The following is a 15,265-nucleotide window of genomic DNA, read 5'->3' on the forward strand; positions in this document are numbered from 1 at the left end:
GGGAGGAGGCCTCGTTGCAGGCCGCCAACACTGCAACCAAACCTTGCCCTGGCGACCGCGCGGGTCAGGCTATCCGGTACCAGTAGCACTGCCCTTCCCCGACTTCCCGCACCACCTCCCCCCGCGCCAGCAAGTAGTTCAAATGCGCAATGCTCTCCCCCGTTGCCATCCCCAGCAGCCCGCCACTCCCCGTAATCGGCCGCGAGAACAATTCCCCAAATACATCCACCGCCCGCCTGGGTTCAGCCAACGCCCCGCGCAGGCGGTCCAGCGCCTGCATCTGACTGGCCCGCAGATAGTCGATCCTTGCGTGCAGGCCGCGGAACGGCTCGTTATGCGCCGGCAGCACCAGCACGTCGTCCGGCACGGCGGCGCGGACCTTGTCGAGCGAGGCCAGCCAGTCGGCCATCGGGTCAGCGTCGGGTTCGGTCGGGAACACGGATACGTTGGACGAGATGCGCGGCAGCACCTGGTCGCCCGACACCAGCAGCTTCAACGCAGGGCAGTACAGGCAGGCATGTTCGGGGGAATGGCCAGTGCCGACGATGACCTGCCAGTCGTGCGCGCCGATGCGGACGGTATCGCCGTCGGACAGCCGGCGGAAGCTTTCGGGCAAGGCATGCACGTATTTGCCGAAGCCGCCAAAGCGGGTGCGGTACACCTCGATCGCCTCGTCATCCCAGCCGGCCTTGCGATAGAACGCGATGGCATCGTCAGGCGCGGCGCGGCCGGTGTCGGCGGCGAGCACGCGGCACATCAGGTATTCCAGCCGCGTCATCCACAGCTGGCAGTCGAACTTGCCGGTAAGCCACCCTGCCATGCCGATGTGGTCGGGATGCATATGGGTCACGAACAGGCGGGTCAGCCCGCCTTCCAGCGCGCCGCCCCCGGCAAAAAGCGCGCGCCAGGCCTGCGCGGTTTCCGGGGTCTGCAGGCCGGCATCGACGGCGGCCCAGCCGCTGCCGTCGCGGATCGCCCACAGGTTGATATGGTTCAGGCCGAGCGGCATCGGCATGCGCAGCCACAGTACGCCGGGCGCCACTTCGCGCGCGCGGCCGGGTTCGGGAGCATCGCCGCAGGGGTAGTCGAGTACGGGCTTTTCGAGGGAGAGGGGGGCAGCTGCAAGCGCGATGTCGGGGGATTGGGCGGTCATCGGTGTCTGGGCTGGTGGCTCGGCCGTGCTGTGCGCCGTGGTTGCGGGCAGCGATGCCCCGGCCCGGCTGCGTTCTGGATAGATGCACCTTAGCCCAGTTGTGCAATTCTTGCTACGCGCGTCCATGCTTCATTCGGCCCTCGACCCGCTTGCCATCGTCACGGGCTTGCCGATTTGCTGCACGCTTGGCGTCGCTCCGTCCACCACATGGCGGCACGGCGTGTCCTTTTATGTCATTTCGAAAGCCTTGAGGACTGCTTTAGCGTCGTTCAGGTCGAATTTCATTCCACCTCACTCCACGTATCGCGTTTGGCTGGGGGTTGATGCCTGCCCCGGTCCGCCTACGCGCAAACCGGCTTGGGGGTTGAGGAGATGCTAGGGGAGCAGCAATTCGAATGCGTCCGCAATGGACGCAAGATGCCCGAGCAGGGGCGAGCTTGGGTGGTCCACCGGCGCTACTTCTTCAGGCTGGCCAAATATTTCTGCTTCGCATTGTCCGCGGCGGCGGCAATCACTTCCTTCTCGCGACCTTCGATGCCGGCCCACACCCCCTTGGCGGTGGCCGCTGCGTCCGCAATAACAGCATCACCGGTCAACTGACCCAGTGATTCCGCCAAGTGCAAGGCGCGCTTCTGACCGTAGTCGGGGAAGATCGGCATGTCTGGGCTGTACGAAAAATAGCGCCCCTCATGGACTTGAGCCGGTAGCCACTTGCGCATCGTTGCCACCGCCTTTCTGATGGCGCGGTCATAGTCTGGTAAGCCGGTCATTTCGCGCATGCGCATAAGCGGCAGCAAGGCATGGATGTGGCCGTTGTAGATCCGCGCTTGGCGCCAGATGTCCGCGCTATTGATCTCGGACCATGCAGATCCGTCGCTATCGGTGCGAAAGACGTACTCATGCAGCCAGAAGTCACCGTCACCACCATCGCTGCACAGCGGAATGGCGGCCCGCGTATCGACACTTGTCATCAGCAACCGGTCGGCGAGCAGAAGATACTTGCCTACGCCAGTCGCTTCATAAAGGTGAAGCAGGCCGGACGCCGTGACGTTGTTCATGAACGCGCCGTAAAACGGCGGCCTCATTTTGTGCCACAGATAGCTGTAGTCGAAGTTATTGACCACGTACCGTTCGTGACCAATGGATTCGATATGTGGCTGCGCTACCGCCATGATGACTTCAGCCATCTCTGTCATCAACGTGCTCTTGCCGTTGGCCCTTGTGTGGCCAAGCACGGCGGCGCAATTCTTGGCAAAAGCCCACGGGCTGAACTTCTGCCCGTGCTTTTTGATGTAGCCCTCGTCCCAGCCGTATCGAACACTTTCCCGCCCCTCGATGAGCCATTGTCGCGGGCTCGGCGGAACCACCATCGAGGCCTTATCAATGTCTTCAATCTTCATTGCGATACCAGCCCCTTCATGAAGGCGAAAACCGGAAGGCGCGCAACCAGGCTCCCCGCGTCTGACAGGGTCACGCTTGCTGGCGCCGCGCGCGACAGCACCGTTTCGAGGATTCGATTAAGTTCAGACGCTTGATCCGCGGCATCATTCGGGGCAAGCACCGACACTACGCTAGATCCAGCTGGCGCGTCCATCAGCAGCTCCTCGCAAACGTGAATGGCGAGAGAGAGCCCCTCCTGAATGCTGACAAAGTAGTAGTGAGTGCCACTGGCACCCTTCACCCTATGGACGCCCGCCACCAGGGACGGAGCCGTCTCAAATATCTCCCGGCCGTATTCTGGATACGTGGCAGGAGATTCCGCTTGATGCTTCATCGCTGGTCCTAGTAATGATGCGGCGGATTATAGCGGGGAATGGATGCCCTCCCATGACAATCACAGAAGCGCCGCCAGGCGGGCCTCCATGCCGCGAGAAACAACATCCGGCCCCTTGAAGATCATCCGACCATATCGCCCACAACCTACTGGAGGCTGCCCCAGCCGCCGCGAGACGCATGAGTTGGACATTCGCCCCTGGGCCGAAAGCTGGTAAGCGAAGCGCGCCGCGCACTACAGGCACGGCCACACAACATCACGACAACCGGAGACCGCCCGTGACAGGCAAGTGGAGTCCTTCTTCGATTTCAGCAGTCCTTACTCGTACCTCGCATGGAAGGAGTTGCCGCGCATGGCGCAACGCACCGGCGCCGCGATCGTGCGGCGCCCCATACAGCGCTCCGCGGCGTGTTCAAAACCACCGGCAAGCACAGCCCAGCCGAGGTGTCCAACCAAGGTGAGCTGGCTGCACAGCGACACGGCCGGCTGGGCCAAAAGCTATGGCCGCTGTTCCGGCCGAACCTCATTTCCCGGTGAAGACGCTGATGCTATGCGCGCTGCACCGGATACCTGAGCCAGAACGAAGCCACCCTCCTGCGCTGCTCGTCCTTGTCGAAGCCGCGCAGCGTGCACCGCAGCATGGGAATCAGGCCAGTAAAGCCGCCGATGCCGCCCATCACGCCGCCGATGCCGCCCATCACGCCGCCGGCGGCGCCGGCCATGCCGTCAGCCACGCGTCCGCCCACGCCGATATGCGGCCGCCGGCGCACAGTCGAGTACGGGCTTTTCGAGGGAGATGGGGGCAGCTGAGCGCGATGTCGGGGGATTGGGCGGTCATCGGTGTCTGGGCCGGTGGGCAGGTCGTGCTGTGCGCCGTGGTTGCAGGCAGCGATGCCCCGGCCCGGCCGCGTTATGGATAGCTGCCACCTTAGCCCAGATGGGCGATTCATGCCACGCGCGCCCTGCCCCCTGCCCGCGTTCCCCTTTGCGATGCCTGCGCGCTAGCGCCCCGGTGCCGGCAGCACCTTGCCCGGGTTGAGCAGGTTCAGCGGATCCAGTGCCTGCTTCACCTGCCACATCAGTTCCAGTTCCACCTGCGACTTGTAGCGCGTCAGGTCGTCACGCTTGGCCACGCCGATGCCATGCTCGGCGGAGATCGAGCCGTTTTCTGCGTGGGCCATGCCGTCAACCAGCGCGGAGACCGGTTCATACCATTGCGCCAGGAAGTCCGGCGCGGGCTGGTCCTTGGGCCGCAGCGGGTTGAAGTGGACGTTGCCGTCGCCCATATGGCCGTAGATCACCATGCGGGCTTCAGGCACCAGTTCCAGCACCCTGGCCGATGCCTCTTCCACGAACGCCGCGATGCGCGACAGCGGCACCGAGACATCGCATTTGATGCTGCCGCCGGTGCGGGTCTGCGCGTCGGAAATCTCTTCGCGGATGCGCCAGAAGGTCTGCGCGTCGGACAGGCTGGCGGCCACCGCGGCGTCCAGCACCAGGCCCTGACTGAAGCCTGACTCGAGGATCTCCATCAGCGTGGCGTTGAGGCTTTCGGCGTCGCTGCCGGAGGTCAGCTCGACCAGCACCATCCAGTCGTGCCGGTCCTGCAGCGGCGAGGCGACGTTGCCGAGGTATTCCAGCACCAGGTCCAGCGCCGGCCGGGAGACCAGTTCGAACGCGGTCACGGCCTGGCCTGACAGGCGCTTCGCCTCACCGAGCAAGGCGACGGCAGCGGCGGGGTCCGGCACCGCGACGAAGGCCACGGCGCTGCTGCGCGGCTGGGGCATCAGCTTGAGCACGGCGCCGGTAATGATGCCGAGCGTGCCTTCCGCGCCGACGAACAGCTGCTTCAGGTCATAGCCGGTGTTGTCCTTGCGCAGGCCGCGCAGCGATGAATAAATGCGGCCATCGGGCAGCACCACCTCGAGACCCAGCACCAGGTCGCGCATATTGCCGTAGCGCAGCACCGCGGTGCCGCCGGCATTGGTCGACAGGTTGCCGCCGATCTGGCACGACCCTTCCGAACCGATGCGCAGCGGAAACAGGCGCTGCTCGGCCTCGGCGGCGCTGCGGGCCGCGCTCAGTGTGACGCCGGCCTGCAGGGTCATGGTGTCGTTGACGGGGTCTATCGCCAGCACGCGATTCATGCGGCTGAGGTTGACGACCACGGCGGTGCCACTGTCATCCGGCACGGCGCCGCCCATCAAAGAGGTATTGCCGCCCTGCGGCACCACCGGCACCCGCCGCGCATGGCACCACTGCAGCACGCGGCTGACTTCTTCCGTCGACGATGGCAGCACCACCACCTGCGCCTGGCCGTGATAGATGCCGCGATAGTCGGTGACGTAGGCCTGCATGTCGGCCTCGCCACTGCGGCAGGCGCTGGCGCCGACAATGGCCTGCATCGCGCGCAAGGTGGTGTCTGGGGTCGGTAGCTCGACGGTCATGTGTATCAGGCGAAGAAAAGTCGGGTCAGTACGCGGCGGAGGGCTTGCTGGCAGCAGCGTCTGCCAGCGGCTCGCGGAACGAAGCGGCAAGCTTGCGCGCGGCATTGGCATACAGCATCACGTCCACGCCGGTGGCGACGAAGGTGCAGCCCAACTCGAGGTAGCGGCGTGCGAGCGCGGGGTCAGACGTCAGCGTGCCGGCGGCCTTGCCGCTGGCGATGATGGTGCGCATGGCGCCTTCGATGGCGGCCTGCACATCGGGATGGCCGGGGCGGCCGCGGTAGCCCATCGAGGCGGCCAGGTCGGCCGGGCCAATGAAGACGCCGTCGACGCCGTCCACTGCGCAGATCGCTTCCAGGTTCTGCAGCGCGGTGACGGTTTCGGCCTGCACCAGCAGGCAGATTTCGTCGTCGGCCACATCGAGGTAATCGGTGCGCGCGCTCCACTGCGAGGCGCGCGCGATGGCGCTGCCCACGCCGCGGATGCCGTTCGGCGGGTAGCGCGTGGCGCTGACCAGCGCGCGCGCCTGCTCGGCGGTATCCACCATCGGCACCAGCAAGCTGCGCGCGCCGATATCGAGCAACTGCTTGATCAGCGGCACTTCGCCGGCCACGGCGCGCACCACAGGCTGGACCGGATACGGCGCCACGACTTGCAGTGCGTGCAGCGTCGAACGCAGGTCGTTGGGCGCGTGCTCGCCGTCGATCAGCAGCCAGTCAAAGCCTGCGGTGGCCGAGACTTCGGCCAGGTACGGCGTCGCCATCGACAGCCACAGGCCGATCTGCGCCTGGCGCGCGGCCAGTGCGTTCTTGAAGGGATTGTTTGCGGGCATGGGGAATTCCTGGTGCGAACGGGCGACGCCTGGCGCTTCAGCCGAGCTGGCCCTGGCAAAGGTACTTGGTATGCATGTAGTCGTCCAGCCCGTGGCGCGAGCCTTCGCGCCCGTAGCCGGATTCCTTGACGCCGCCGAACGGCGCCGCCTCGGCCGCGATCGCGCCTTCGTTGATGCCGACCATGCCGGTCTCCAGCGCCTGCGCCACGCGCCAGATGCGGCGGATGTCGTTGGAGTAGAAGTACGCGGCCAGGCCGAACGGGGTGTCGTTGGCGTCGCGGATCACCTCGGCTTCGTCGCGGAAGCGGAAGATCGGCGCGACCGGCCCGAAGGTCTCTTCGCACGACAATTCCATCGCCGGCGTGGCATCGACCAGCACCGTGGGCGCGTAGTAGTGCGGACCGTCTGCGGCGCGCACCCGCTTGCCGCCGGTCACTACGCGCGCGCCCCTGGCGACCGCGTCCTCGACATGGCGCGCAATCTTGTCGACGGCGCGCGCATTGATCATCGGGCCGATCTGCGCGGCGTCCTCGGTGGCCGGGCCGACATGGAGCGCGCCGACGCGTCGTGCCAGGCGCTCGACGAAGTCGTCGTGCACGGTGTCATGCACATAGATCCGGTTCGGGCACACGCAGGTCTGCCCGCCATTGCGGAACTTCGATGCCATCAGGCCATCGACCGCGGCATCGAGGTCGGCATCGTCGAAGACGATGAACGGCGCATTGCCGCCCAGTTCCAGCGAAAGCTTCTTCAGGGTCGCCGCGGATTCGCGCGCCAGGTGCTTGCCGACCGGCGTCGAGCCAGTGAACGTGACCTTGCGCACGCGGCTGTCGGCGAGCCAGGCATCGACCACGCCGGGTGTGTGTTCGCGCGACGCCGTGACGATATTGACGACGCCCGCCGGCATGCCGGCCTGTTGCGCCAACCACGCCAGCGCCAGCGCGGTCAGCGGGGTATCCTCGGCGGGCTTGGCCACCACCGTACACCCCGCGGCCAGCGCGGGCGCGATCTTGCGGGCGATCATCGCCAGCGGGAAGTTCCATGGCGTGATGGCCGCAACCACGCCTACCGGTTCCTTCAGCACCAGCAGCTTGCGGCCCGGCACGGCCTCGGCGACGATATCGCCGCAGATGCGGGGGGCTTCCTCGGCAAACCACTCCACGTACGACGCGCCGTACTGCACCTCGCCGCGCGCTTCCTTCAGCGGCTTGCCCTGTTCGGTCGAGATGATGCGCGCCAGGTCTTCCTGGTGTTCAAGGATCAACGCATGCCAGCGCTTGAGCAATTGCGCGCGTTCGCGCGCAGGCCGGCGGCTCCATGCCGGGAACGCCGCGGCGGCGGCGTCGACGGCAAGGCGCGCATCGCGGGCATCGCTGTCGGCTACGTTGGCAAAGGCCTCCGCGGTGGCCGGGTCGGTCACGGCAAGGCGCGCGCCCAGGCCGGCATCGCGCCACTGGCCGTCGATCAGGTTCTGGCTGCGCAGCAGCGTGGGCTCGGAAAGCGTCAGCATCGATGTGTGTGCAAAGGGATTGGTGAAGCGCGGCTCAGCTGACGATGCCGAGATGCCACGGCACGAACTCGTTGTCGCCCAGGCCGAGCAATTCGCTCTTGGTCGGCTCGCCCGAGGCCGCACGCAGGATATGGTCGAAGATCCGCTGGCCCATCTGCGGCACGCTCAGCTCGCCGTCGAGCACCAGGCCGCAGTTGATGTCCATGTCTTCTTCCAGGCGGCGGTACATCGCGGAATTGGACGCCAGCTTGATCGTCGGCGCCGGCTTGGAGCCGAACATCGAGCCGCGCCCGGTGGTAAAGCAGATCAGGTTGGCGCCGCTGGCGATCTGGCCGGTGACCGCCACCGGGTCATAGCCGGGCGAGTCCATGAACACAAAGCCGGCCTGGTCGATCGGCTCGGCATACTCGTAGACCGCCTGCAGCGGCGTGGTGCCGCCCTTCATGGCGGAGCCCAGCGACTTCTCGAAGATATTGGCCAGCCCACCCTGCTGGTTGCCGTGGCCGACCACGCCGTTGAACTGCGCGTTGTGGCCGGCGGTGTAGCGCTCCCACCAGGCGAGGCGGTCCAGCAGCTTCTGCCCGACTTCCGGCGTGACCGCGCGGCGGGTCAGCATGAACTCCACGCCGTGGATCTCCGGGGTCTCGGACAGGATCGCGGTGCCGCCATGGCGCACCAGGATATCCATGGCCGCGCCCAGCGCCGGATTGGCGCTGATCCCGGAAAAGCCGTCGGAGCCGCCGCACTCGAGGCCGATCTTCAGATGGCTGGCGGGCACCGGCTGGCGCACCGCGGCGTTGGCCGCCGGCAGCATCGATTCGATCGCGCGGATCCCCGCCGCGATGGTGGCGCGCGTGCCGCCGGTATCCTGCATCACCAGCGCATGCACCGCGGGCCCGGGCTCCAGCCCTTGCGATGCCAACAGTGACGCGACCTGGTTGCGCTCGCAGCCCAGCCCCACGATCAGCACGCCGGCCAGGTTGGGATGACGCGCATAGCCGGCCAGCGTGCGGCGCAGCACGTCGAAATGCTCGCTCGGCGACGACATGCCGCAGCCGCTGGTCTGCGCAAAGGCGACCACGCCATCGACATTCGGATACTCGGCCAGCCGCTGCGGCGTGAAATGCGCCGCAATCTGGCGGATCACGGTGGACGAGCAATTGACCGACGACAGGATGCCGATGAAGTTGCGCGTGCCGACGCGGCCATCCGCGCGCACAAAGCCGTTGAAGGTGGCGCGCTGCGCCTCCGGCACGTAGTCGACCGGACGCACATCCTGGCAGAAGGCCGGATCGCGATAGAAGTCGACCAGCGTCAGGTTGTGCGCATGCACGTGGTCGCCCGGCGCGATATCGCGCGCGGCCACGCCGATGACGGTGTCGAACTTGCGCACCGGCGTGCCGGCCGCGATGGCGCAGGCCGCGATCTTGTGACCGGCCGGCACCTGCGCGCGCACACGCATCGCGGGATCGGCCAGCTGCTGGCCGAGGCCGAGGTCGCTGCGGGCGACCAGCACGTTGTCGTTGGGATGCAGCCGGATGACGGGATTGGGATTCACTGGGTCTTGGCCTTCGCGCGACATCAGCTTTGCTGCAGCAGTTCTTTGAGCTTGAGGCGCTGGATCAGCTGCGTTTCCTGTTCATAGACGCTGGCGACGTACTTCTTGTAGTCGGGTCCGTCCAGGTACATCACCGGCGCGTCCAGCCGTGCCGCAACCTGCTTGAACTCGTTGCTGGCGACCGCGGCGCGGAAGGCATCGCGCAATTTCTTTTCTATGGCAGGCGACAGGCCCTTGGGCGCGCCGATGCCGTTGGGGGCTTCGACCACCACGTTGTAGCCCAGCTCCTTGAGCGTGGGCGTGTCCTTGAAGCGGGTCGCGCGCTGTTCGCCCCACGTTGCCAGCAGGCGCAGCTTGCCGGCTTCGACATGCGGCGCCCATGAGCTGGAATCGGCCAGCAGTTCCACCTGCCCGGCCAGCACGTCCTGCAGCGCGGCGGCCCCGCCCTTGTAGGCGATGGCATTGAACTGGATGCCCGCGGCCAGCGCGAACTGTTCCATGCCGACATGGGTGGCGCCGCCAATGCCGGCGTGCGCATAGGTGACCTTGCCGGGGCTGGCCTTGGCGGCGGCCACCACATCCTGCAGCGTCTTGTAGCGCGAGTTGGCCGGCACCGCGATGCCGAAGGTCTGTCCCGAGGTGCGGGCCAGGTAGGTCAGCTCGGTGCGCGGGTCCAGCTGCAGCATGCCGAGCTGCGCGAAGCGCGTGACCGAGATCGGGATCTGGCCAATGGTGTAGCCGTCGGGATTGGCGCGTGCCAGCGCCTTGGTGCCGATCATGCCGGACGCGCCGGCACGGTTTTCCACCACGATCGACTGCTTGAGGATGCCGCCGGCCACCTGGCACAGCGCGCGCATCGACTGGTCGGCGGTGCCGCCAACCGGCCAGGGGCAGATAAAGGTGATGGGACGCTCGGGGTACTGGTCGGCCAACGCGCGCGTGGCTGGCAACAGTACGCCGGCGGCACCCGCGGCGGCTCCGATGAGCAGGCGGCGGCGCTTGGCATCGATGGGGAATGCTTGAGTCATTTGCGGGTGTCTCCGATGTTTTGATTATCGGCGGGGCCGGCGCTGCCAGCCACGTCATGCCCGCATTCTGTCGGCGCTGGTCATAACAATCCAATCGCAAATTGGCATTGCTTCATAACCTTATGGTTAGCTAGACTGCGGGCATGGTACAGATCGACCGCGCGCTGCGTTCCAATATCAAGCTGCGCCACCTGCAACTGCTGGTGGCGCTCGACGAGTTTCGCCATCTCGGGCGCACCGCGGAGTTCCTGTCGGTGAGCCAGCCGGCGGTGTCCAAGGTGCTGACCGAAGTCGAGAAAATGCTGGGGCTGACGTTGTTCACGCGCTCAACCCGCGGCACCGAGCCCACGCCCGCCGGCGAGTCGCTGGTGCGCTTTGCGCGCTCGGTGCTGGCGCAATACGAGCAGACCCGCGACGAGATTGCCGCGGTACAGAGCGGCGCTTCCGGGCGCATCCGCGTGGGCTCGATGGGTGCGGCACTGCCGGTGCTGCTGGCGCAGGCGGTGAGCGCGCTCAAGCAGCGCCACGCACACGCGACCGTGCTGGTGGAGGAAGGCGACCTGACCCACCTGCTGCCCAAGCTGCGCCTGCGCGAGCTCGACCTGATCGTGGGCCGGCTGGAGCCGGGCTATGCCGCGCCGGACCTGCTGACCGAAGCGCTTTATGAAGAGCCGATGGTGGTCGTGGTGCGGCGCGGCCACAAGCTGGCACGCAAGGCACGGCCCGGCTGGGCTGACCTCGCCGCCATGCCGTGCGTGCTGCCGCCGCCGTGGGCCTCGCTGCGGGTGAAGATCGAGCAAGCGTTCTTCCGCCACGGCCTGCATCCGCCGCAGGACGTGATCGAGACCTCCTCATACCTGGCCCAGGCCACCTTCATCGACCAGCGCGAGGCTGCCGCCTTCATGGCCGCGTCGGTTGCCATGGCGATGCAGCAGGAAGGCCGGCTGCAGGTGCTGAAGATGGAGGTGCCGGTCGACCTGCCGCCGGTGGGCATCATCACGCTGCGCGAACGTGCGCCATCGATCGGCACCGACCAGTTGATGTCGTGCTTGCGGCAGGCCGCCGCGGCGCAGCCCTAATCCCCACCGCGCGCCACCAGCACGGGCACCGAAGTCACCAGCAACGCCACCCCGGACACCGTCAGCAGCGACAGCACGATCTTGCGGAAGGTGGCCTCGCTGATGCCCAGGTAGAGCCGCGTGCCCAGCAGCGTGGGCACCAGCATTGCCGGCGCCACCACCAGGAACATCGGCAGCATCTCGCGCGTGACGATGCCCTTGCCGACATAGGCGGCCATGGTCATGGCCAGCGTGGCGAGGTTGAAGTTCTGGATCACGGCGCGCTGCTCGTCCTTGTCGAAGCCGCGCAGCGTGCACCACAGCGTGGGAATCACGCCGGTAAAGCCGCCGATGCCGCCCATCACGCCGCCGGCGGCGCCGGCCACGCCATCGGCCACCCGCCCGCCCACGCCGATATGCGGCAGCCGGCGCGCCATCAGCATCACCGGGCACCACAGCGTCAGGAACGCGCCCAGCACCGCCTTGAACCACTGCGCGTCGAGCAGCGGCAGTACCGCCACGCCCAACGGGATGCCGGCCACGCCGCCGGCGACGAACGGCCACAGGCGCCGCCATGACAGCCCGCGACGCACCGACGCGGCCGCCAGCAACTGGCCGGTAAGCGCGCCGAACACCGTCATCGCGGCGGCCAGCCGCGGTTCGATCGCCCAGGCCCAGAACGACATCGCGACCATGCCGAAGGCAAAGCCGGACAGGCCCTGGACGAAGCCGGCCACGGCGGCACCGGCAATGACGATCAGCAAGGTGGAATCGAAGGACACAAGGAGGGGCGCAAGACGCTGACGGTACAGGGCGCATAACTATGCACTTCCCTGCCCTCGTTGTCAGCCTTCAGGGCTGCTGCGACGCGACAATCTGATACGGTGCTTTTGCGCGGACTTGATGCTGTTCCGTGTCGCGATGCTCCGCTACGATCTTCCTCATCGGCAACGGCCTGCGCGGCGTAACGAGGGTTGTGCGCGACCGAAGGTGCGGCGATTTGTCACCCGCCCGCTACCACCAGCGACGCTGCCCTTTGCGGCTCGCGCGGCGTACACTACGCTTACCGCACGCGCCTACGCCCCCGCGCCCCCGGCGCGCTCCTGCCTACGTGTCGAACTGCCAGGGACTCTTCAAGGCAGTCCGCACCCGTCCAGGGCATGCGCCAGGCCAGCGCCACGGAGAACACGACATGTTTGGTTTGACCGCGCTCGACCTCGCCCGCATCCAGTTTGGCTTCACCATTTCCTTCCACATCGTCTTTCCCGCCATCACCATTGGCCTGGCCGCCTACCTGGCGGTGCTGGAAGGCTGCTGGCTGCGCACGCAGCGGCCGCTGTACCGCGATCTTTACCACTTCTGGTCCAAGATCTTTGCCGTCAATTTCGGCATGGGGGTGGTGTCGGGGCTGGTGATGGCCTACCAGTTCGGAACCAACTGGAGCTTCTTCTCCGAGTTTGCCGGCAGCATCACCGGACCGCTGCTGACCTATGAAGTGCTGACCGCCTTCTTCCTGGAAGCGGGCTTCCTCGGCGTGATGCTGTTCGGCTGGAACCGGGTCGGCCCCGGGCTGCATTTCTTTTCGACGGTGATGGTGGCGCTGGGCACGCTGATTTCGGCCACCTGGATCCTGGCCTCGAACAGCTGGATGCAGACGCCGGCAGGCTTCGAGATCATCGACGGCCGCGTGGTGCCCACCAACTGGTTCGAAGTCATCTTCAATCCGTCGTTCCCGTACCGCCTGGTGCATATGAGCGTGGCCGCGTTCCTGGCCACGGCGCTGTTTGTCGGCGCGTCCGCGGCCTGGCACCTGCTGCGCGGGCGCGACAATCCCGCCATCCGCAAGATGCTGTCGATGGCGATGTGGATGCTGCTGATCGTGGCGCCGATCCAGGCGGTGATCGGCGACTTCCACGGCCTCAATACGCTCAAGCACCAGCCCGCCAAGATCGCCGCGCTGGAGGGGCATTGGGAGAACAAGGGCAACGAGGCCCTGCCGCTGCTGCTGTTCGGCTGGCCCGACATGGAGCGTGAAGAAACCCGCTTCGCGGTCGAAGTGCCGCACCTGGGCAGCCTGATCCTGACCCACAGCTGGGACGGGCAGATCCAGGGCCTGAAGGAGTTTCCGCCGGAGGACCGGCCCAATGCGACGATCCTGTTCTGGTCGTTCCGGGTGATGGTGGGCCTGGGGCTGCTGATGATCCTGCTGGGCGTGTGGAGCCTGATACTGCGGCGCCGCGAGCGGATCTATCGCGTCCGTCCGTTCCTGCATATGGCGCTGTGGATGGGACCGGCCGGCGTGATCGCCATCCTGGCCGGCTGGTACACCACCGAGATCGGCCGCCAGCCGTGGGTGGTGTACGGGCTGCAGCGCACCGCGGACGCGGTGTCGCCGCACGGCGTGCCGGAACTGGCAACCACGCTGGCGATCTTCGTGGTTGCGTATTGCTTCGTGTTCGGCGTCGGCATCGCCTACATGATGCGGCTGGTGCGCAAGGGCCCGCTGCTGGAAGAGCCCGAGCCGCATGGCGGCCCGGGCCGCGAGCATACGCCGGCGCGGCCCCTGTCGGCCGTGGACGACGATGAAGTGCTCGCCCCCACCCCCACCGCACGCACCCGGAGCTGACACCATGGGCATCGATCTCTCGCTTCTCTGGATCGTCATCATCTTCTTCGGCGTGATGATGTACGTGGTGATGGACGGCTTCGACCTGGGCATCGGCATGCTGTACCCGTTCGTGCCCGACCGGCATGACCGCGACGTGATGATGAACACCGTGGCGCCGGTCTGGGACGGCAACGAGACCTGGCTGGTGCTGGGCGGCGCCGGACTGCTGGCGGCGTTCCCGCTGGCGTATTCGGTGGTGCTGAGCGCGCTCTACCTGCCGCTGATGCTGATGCTGCTGGGCCTGATCTTCCGCGGCGTGGCGTTCGAGTTCCGCTTCAAGGCCAATGACCGCGAACGCCCGGTGTGGGACGCCGCCTTCATCCTCGGCTCGGCCACCGCCACCTTCTTCCAGGGCGTGGCGCTGGGCGCCTATATCGACGGCATCAAGCTGGAAGGCCACCGGTTTGCCGGCGGGCCGCTGGACTGGCTGGCGCCATTCCCGCTGTTCTGTGGCGTGGGGCTGATCGTGGCCTACGCCGTGCTGGGCAGCACCTGGCTGATCATGAAGACCGAAGGCGACCTGCAGCAGCGCATGATCCGCCTGACGGGCACACTGGCGTGGCTGCTGCTGGCGGTGATCGCCGTGATCAGCCTGTGGACGCCGCTGACCCATCCCGAGATTAAGGAGCGCTGGTTCAGCCTGCCCAACCTGTTCTGGTTCTCGCCGGTGCCGATCCTGGTGGCGCTGTGCATGTTCATGCTGATGCGCGCGCTGCGCCGCGAGCCCGATATCTCGCCCTTCCTGTATGCGCTGGGACTGGTGTTCCTGGGCTACAGCGGCCTGGCGATCAGCGTCTGGCCCAATATCATCCCGCCCGGGATCTCGATCTGGGAGGCCGCGGGGCCGCCGCAAAGCCAAGGCTTTGCGCTGGTGGGCGCGCTCTTCATCGTCCCCTTCATCCTGATGTACACGGTGTGGGCCTACTACGTGTTCCGCGGCAAGGTCCGCCACGGCGAGGGCTATCACTGATGGGCGCGCCGCATACGGACGGCGGCACCCGCACCGGCACCTGGCTGCGCCGCGTCGGCTGGCTGGTGCTGATCTGGGCCGCGAGCGTGGCGGCGCTGGGCGTAGCCGCGTGGGTGCTGCGGCTGATCATGCGGGGCGTGGGCTTCCACAGCTGACGCCCCATCCGGGCACCAATTCCGGCGGAACCACCCTCCGCCGCGGCCGCGATTCCCACCGGCCCCAAGAATCCGAATAGCCCCATCAGCATTCTTTGCCCCGCTGTCACCA

The 15,265-nt window shown here is 66.7% G+C and carries 14 protein-coding genes and 1 pseudogene; 5 read left to right on the forward strand and 10 right to left on the reverse strand.

Annotation, left to right across the window (positions count from 1 at the left end):
* Window positions 1-64: 64 nt before the first annotated feature.
* From C7416_RS18425 to C7416_RS18435, 3 genes are all read right to left on the reverse strand, one after another.
* Window positions 65-1,153, reverse strand: a complete 1,089-nt coding sequence (locus tag C7416_RS18425) for an MBL fold metallo-hydrolase (protein ID WP_111520275.1) — start codon at window positions 1,151-1,153, stop codon at window positions 65-67.
* 455 nt (window positions 1,154-1,608) lie between these two features.
* On the reverse strand, window positions 1,609-2,553 hold the full coding sequence (locus C7416_RS18430) for a D-glucuronyl C5-epimerase family protein (RefSeq protein ID WP_111520276.1): 945 nt from the start codon (window positions 2,551-2,553) through the stop codon (window positions 1,609-1,611).
* On the reverse strand, window positions 2,550-2,927 hold the full coding sequence (locus C7416_RS18435; RefSeq protein WP_116328161.1) for a hypothetical protein: 378 nt from the start codon (window positions 2,925-2,927) through the stop codon (window positions 2,550-2,552). Before C7416_RS18435 ends, C7416_RS18430 begins: the two co-directional genes overlap by 4 nt.
* Before the next feature lie 289 nt (window positions 2,928-3,216).
* On the opposite strand from C7416_RS18435, the gene C7416_RS29415 reads away from it, so the two are divergent.
* Window positions 3,217-3,501, forward strand: a complete 285-nt coding sequence (locus C7416_RS29415; protein ID WP_373425103.1) for a DsbA family protein — start codon at window positions 3,217-3,219, stop codon at window positions 3,499-3,501.
* A 4-nt stretch (window positions 3,502-3,505) separates the two neighbouring features.
* Here the strand turns inward: C7416_RS29415 and C7416_RS18445 are convergent.
* The 6 genes and pseudogenes from C7416_RS18445 to C7416_RS18470 all read right to left on the reverse strand — a co-directional run.
* Window positions 3,506-3,694 (reverse strand): annotated as a pseudogene (locus tag C7416_RS18445) (hypothetical protein); the annotation flags it as partial.
* A 234-nt stretch (window positions 3,695-3,928) separates the two neighbouring features.
* Entirely contained in the window at window positions 3,929-5,374 is a 1,446-nt protein-coding gene (locus C7416_RS18450; RefSeq protein ID WP_111520278.1) for an FAD-binding oxidoreductase, read from the reverse strand.
* A 25-nt stretch (window positions 5,375-5,399) separates the two neighbouring features.
* Window positions 5,400-6,206, reverse strand: a complete 807-nt coding sequence (gene hpaI, locus C7416_RS18455) for a 4-hydroxy-2-oxoheptanedioate aldolase (RefSeq protein ID WP_111520279.1) — start codon at window positions 6,204-6,206, stop codon at window positions 5,400-5,402.
* A gap of 37 nt (window positions 6,207-6,243) precedes the next feature.
* Window positions 6,244-7,716: an NAD-dependent succinate-semialdehyde dehydrogenase gene (locus tag C7416_RS18460; RefSeq protein ID WP_111520280.1), complete on the reverse strand. Its 1,473-nt coding sequence runs from the start codon at window positions 7,714-7,716 to the stop codon at window positions 6,244-6,246.
* Window positions 7,717-7,750: 34 nt separating this feature from the next.
* Window positions 7,751-9,274, reverse strand: coding sequence for a UxaA family hydrolase (locus C7416_RS18465; RefSeq protein WP_111520485.1), 1,524 nt, complete (start codon window positions 9,272-9,274; stop codon window positions 7,751-7,753).
* Between the two features lie 23 nt (window positions 9,275-9,297).
* A complete protein-coding gene (locus tag C7416_RS18470) occupies window positions 9,298-10,302 on the reverse strand; it encodes a tripartite tricarboxylate transporter substrate binding protein (RefSeq protein WP_111520281.1) in 1,005 nt (334 codons plus the stop codon).
* A 143-nt stretch (window positions 10,303-10,445) separates the two neighbouring features.
* Here C7416_RS18470 and C7416_RS18475 point away from each other — a divergent pair, with 143 nt between their 5' ends.
* The gene (locus C7416_RS18475; protein ID WP_111520282.1) at window positions 10,446-11,381 is read left to right on the forward strand and encodes a LysR substrate-binding domain-containing protein; all 936 of its coding nucleotides are present in this window, start codon (window positions 10,446-10,448) and stop codon (window positions 11,379-11,381) included.
* Here the strand turns inward: C7416_RS18475 and C7416_RS18480 are convergent.
* Window positions 11,378-12,142: a sulfite exporter TauE/SafE family protein gene (locus C7416_RS18480; protein WP_111520283.1), complete on the reverse strand. Its 765-nt coding sequence runs from the start codon at window positions 12,140-12,142 to the stop codon at window positions 11,378-11,380. The two genes, C7416_RS18475 and C7416_RS18480, sit on opposite strands and share 4 nt — an antisense overlap.
* A gap of 410 nt (window positions 12,143-12,552) precedes the next feature.
* Between C7416_RS18480 and C7416_RS18485 the strand changes: the two genes are divergently transcribed.
* The 3 genes from C7416_RS18485 to C7416_RS18495 are packed head-to-tail and all read left to right on the forward strand — an operon-like array spanning window position 12,553 to window position 15,153.
* Window positions 12,553-13,986 (forward strand): cytochrome ubiquinol oxidase subunit I, encoded by a 1,434-nt coding sequence (locus tag C7416_RS18485; RefSeq protein WP_111520284.1) that lies wholly within the window; start codon window positions 12,553-12,555, stop codon window positions 13,984-13,986.
* 4 nt (window positions 13,987-13,990) lie between these two features.
* Window positions 13,991-14,998 (forward strand): cytochrome d ubiquinol oxidase subunit II, encoded by a 1,008-nt coding sequence (gene cydB, locus C7416_RS18490; RefSeq protein WP_111520285.1) that lies wholly within the window; start codon window positions 13,991-13,993, stop codon window positions 14,996-14,998.
* Window positions 14,998-15,153, forward strand: coding sequence for a DUF2474 domain-containing protein (locus tag C7416_RS18495; protein ID WP_111520286.1), 156 nt, complete (start codon window positions 14,998-15,000; stop codon window positions 15,151-15,153). The genes cydB and C7416_RS18495 overlap by 1 nt, the downstream gene beginning before the upstream one ends.
* The last annotated feature ends 112 nt before the right edge of the window (window positions 15,154-15,265 follow it).

The organism is Cupriavidus phytorum (assembly GCF_003254285.1).
Lineage (GTDB): Bacteria > Pseudomonadota > Gammaproteobacteria > Burkholderiales > Burkholderiaceae > Cupriavidus > Cupriavidus phytorum.

What these genes read in the sequence shown, in the direction of transcription:
- C7416_RS18425 (WP_111520275.1), bottom strand. Translation starts at nt 1,153, where the DNA reads ATGACCGCCCAATCCCCCGACATCGCGCTTGCAGCTGCCCCCCTCTCC.
- C7416_RS18430 (WP_111520276.1), bottom strand. Translation starts at nt 2,553, where the DNA reads ATGAAGATTGAAGACATTGATAAGGCCTCGATGGTGGTTCCGCCGAGC.
- C7416_RS18435 (WP_116328161.1), bottom strand. Translation starts at nt 2,927, where the DNA reads ATGAAGCATCAAGCGGAATCTCCTGCCACGTATCCAGAATACGGCCGG.
- C7416_RS18450 (WP_111520278.1), bottom strand. Translation starts at nt 5,374, where the DNA reads ATGACCGTCGAGCTACCGACCCCAGACACCACCTTGCGCGCGATGCAG.
- hpaI (WP_111520279.1), bottom strand. Translation starts at nt 6,206, where the DNA reads ATGCCCGCAAACAATCCCTTCAAGAACGCACTGGCCGCGCGCCAGGCG.
- C7416_RS18460 (WP_111520280.1), bottom strand. Translation starts at nt 7,716, where the DNA reads ATGCTGACGCTTTCCGAGCCCACGCTGCTGCGCAGCCAGAACCTGATC.
- C7416_RS18470 (WP_111520281.1), bottom strand. Translation starts at nt 10,302, where the DNA reads ATGACTCAAGCATTCCCCATCGATGCCAAGCGCCGCCGCCTGCTCATC.
- C7416_RS18475 (WP_111520282.1), top strand. Translation starts at nt 10,446, where the DNA reads ATGGTACAGATCGACCGCGCGCTGCGTTCCAATATCAAGCTGCGCCAC.
- C7416_RS18485 (WP_111520284.1), top strand. Translation starts at nt 12,553, where the DNA reads ATGTTTGGTTTGACCGCGCTCGACCTCGCCCGCATCCAGTTTGGCTTC.
- cydB (WP_111520285.1), top strand. Translation starts at nt 13,991, where the DNA reads ATGGGCATCGATCTCTCGCTTCTCTGGATCGTCATCATCTTCTTCGGC.
- C7416_RS18495 (WP_111520286.1), top strand. Translation starts at nt 14,998, where the DNA reads ATGGGCGCGCCGCATACGGACGGCGGCACCCGCACCGGCACCTGGCTG.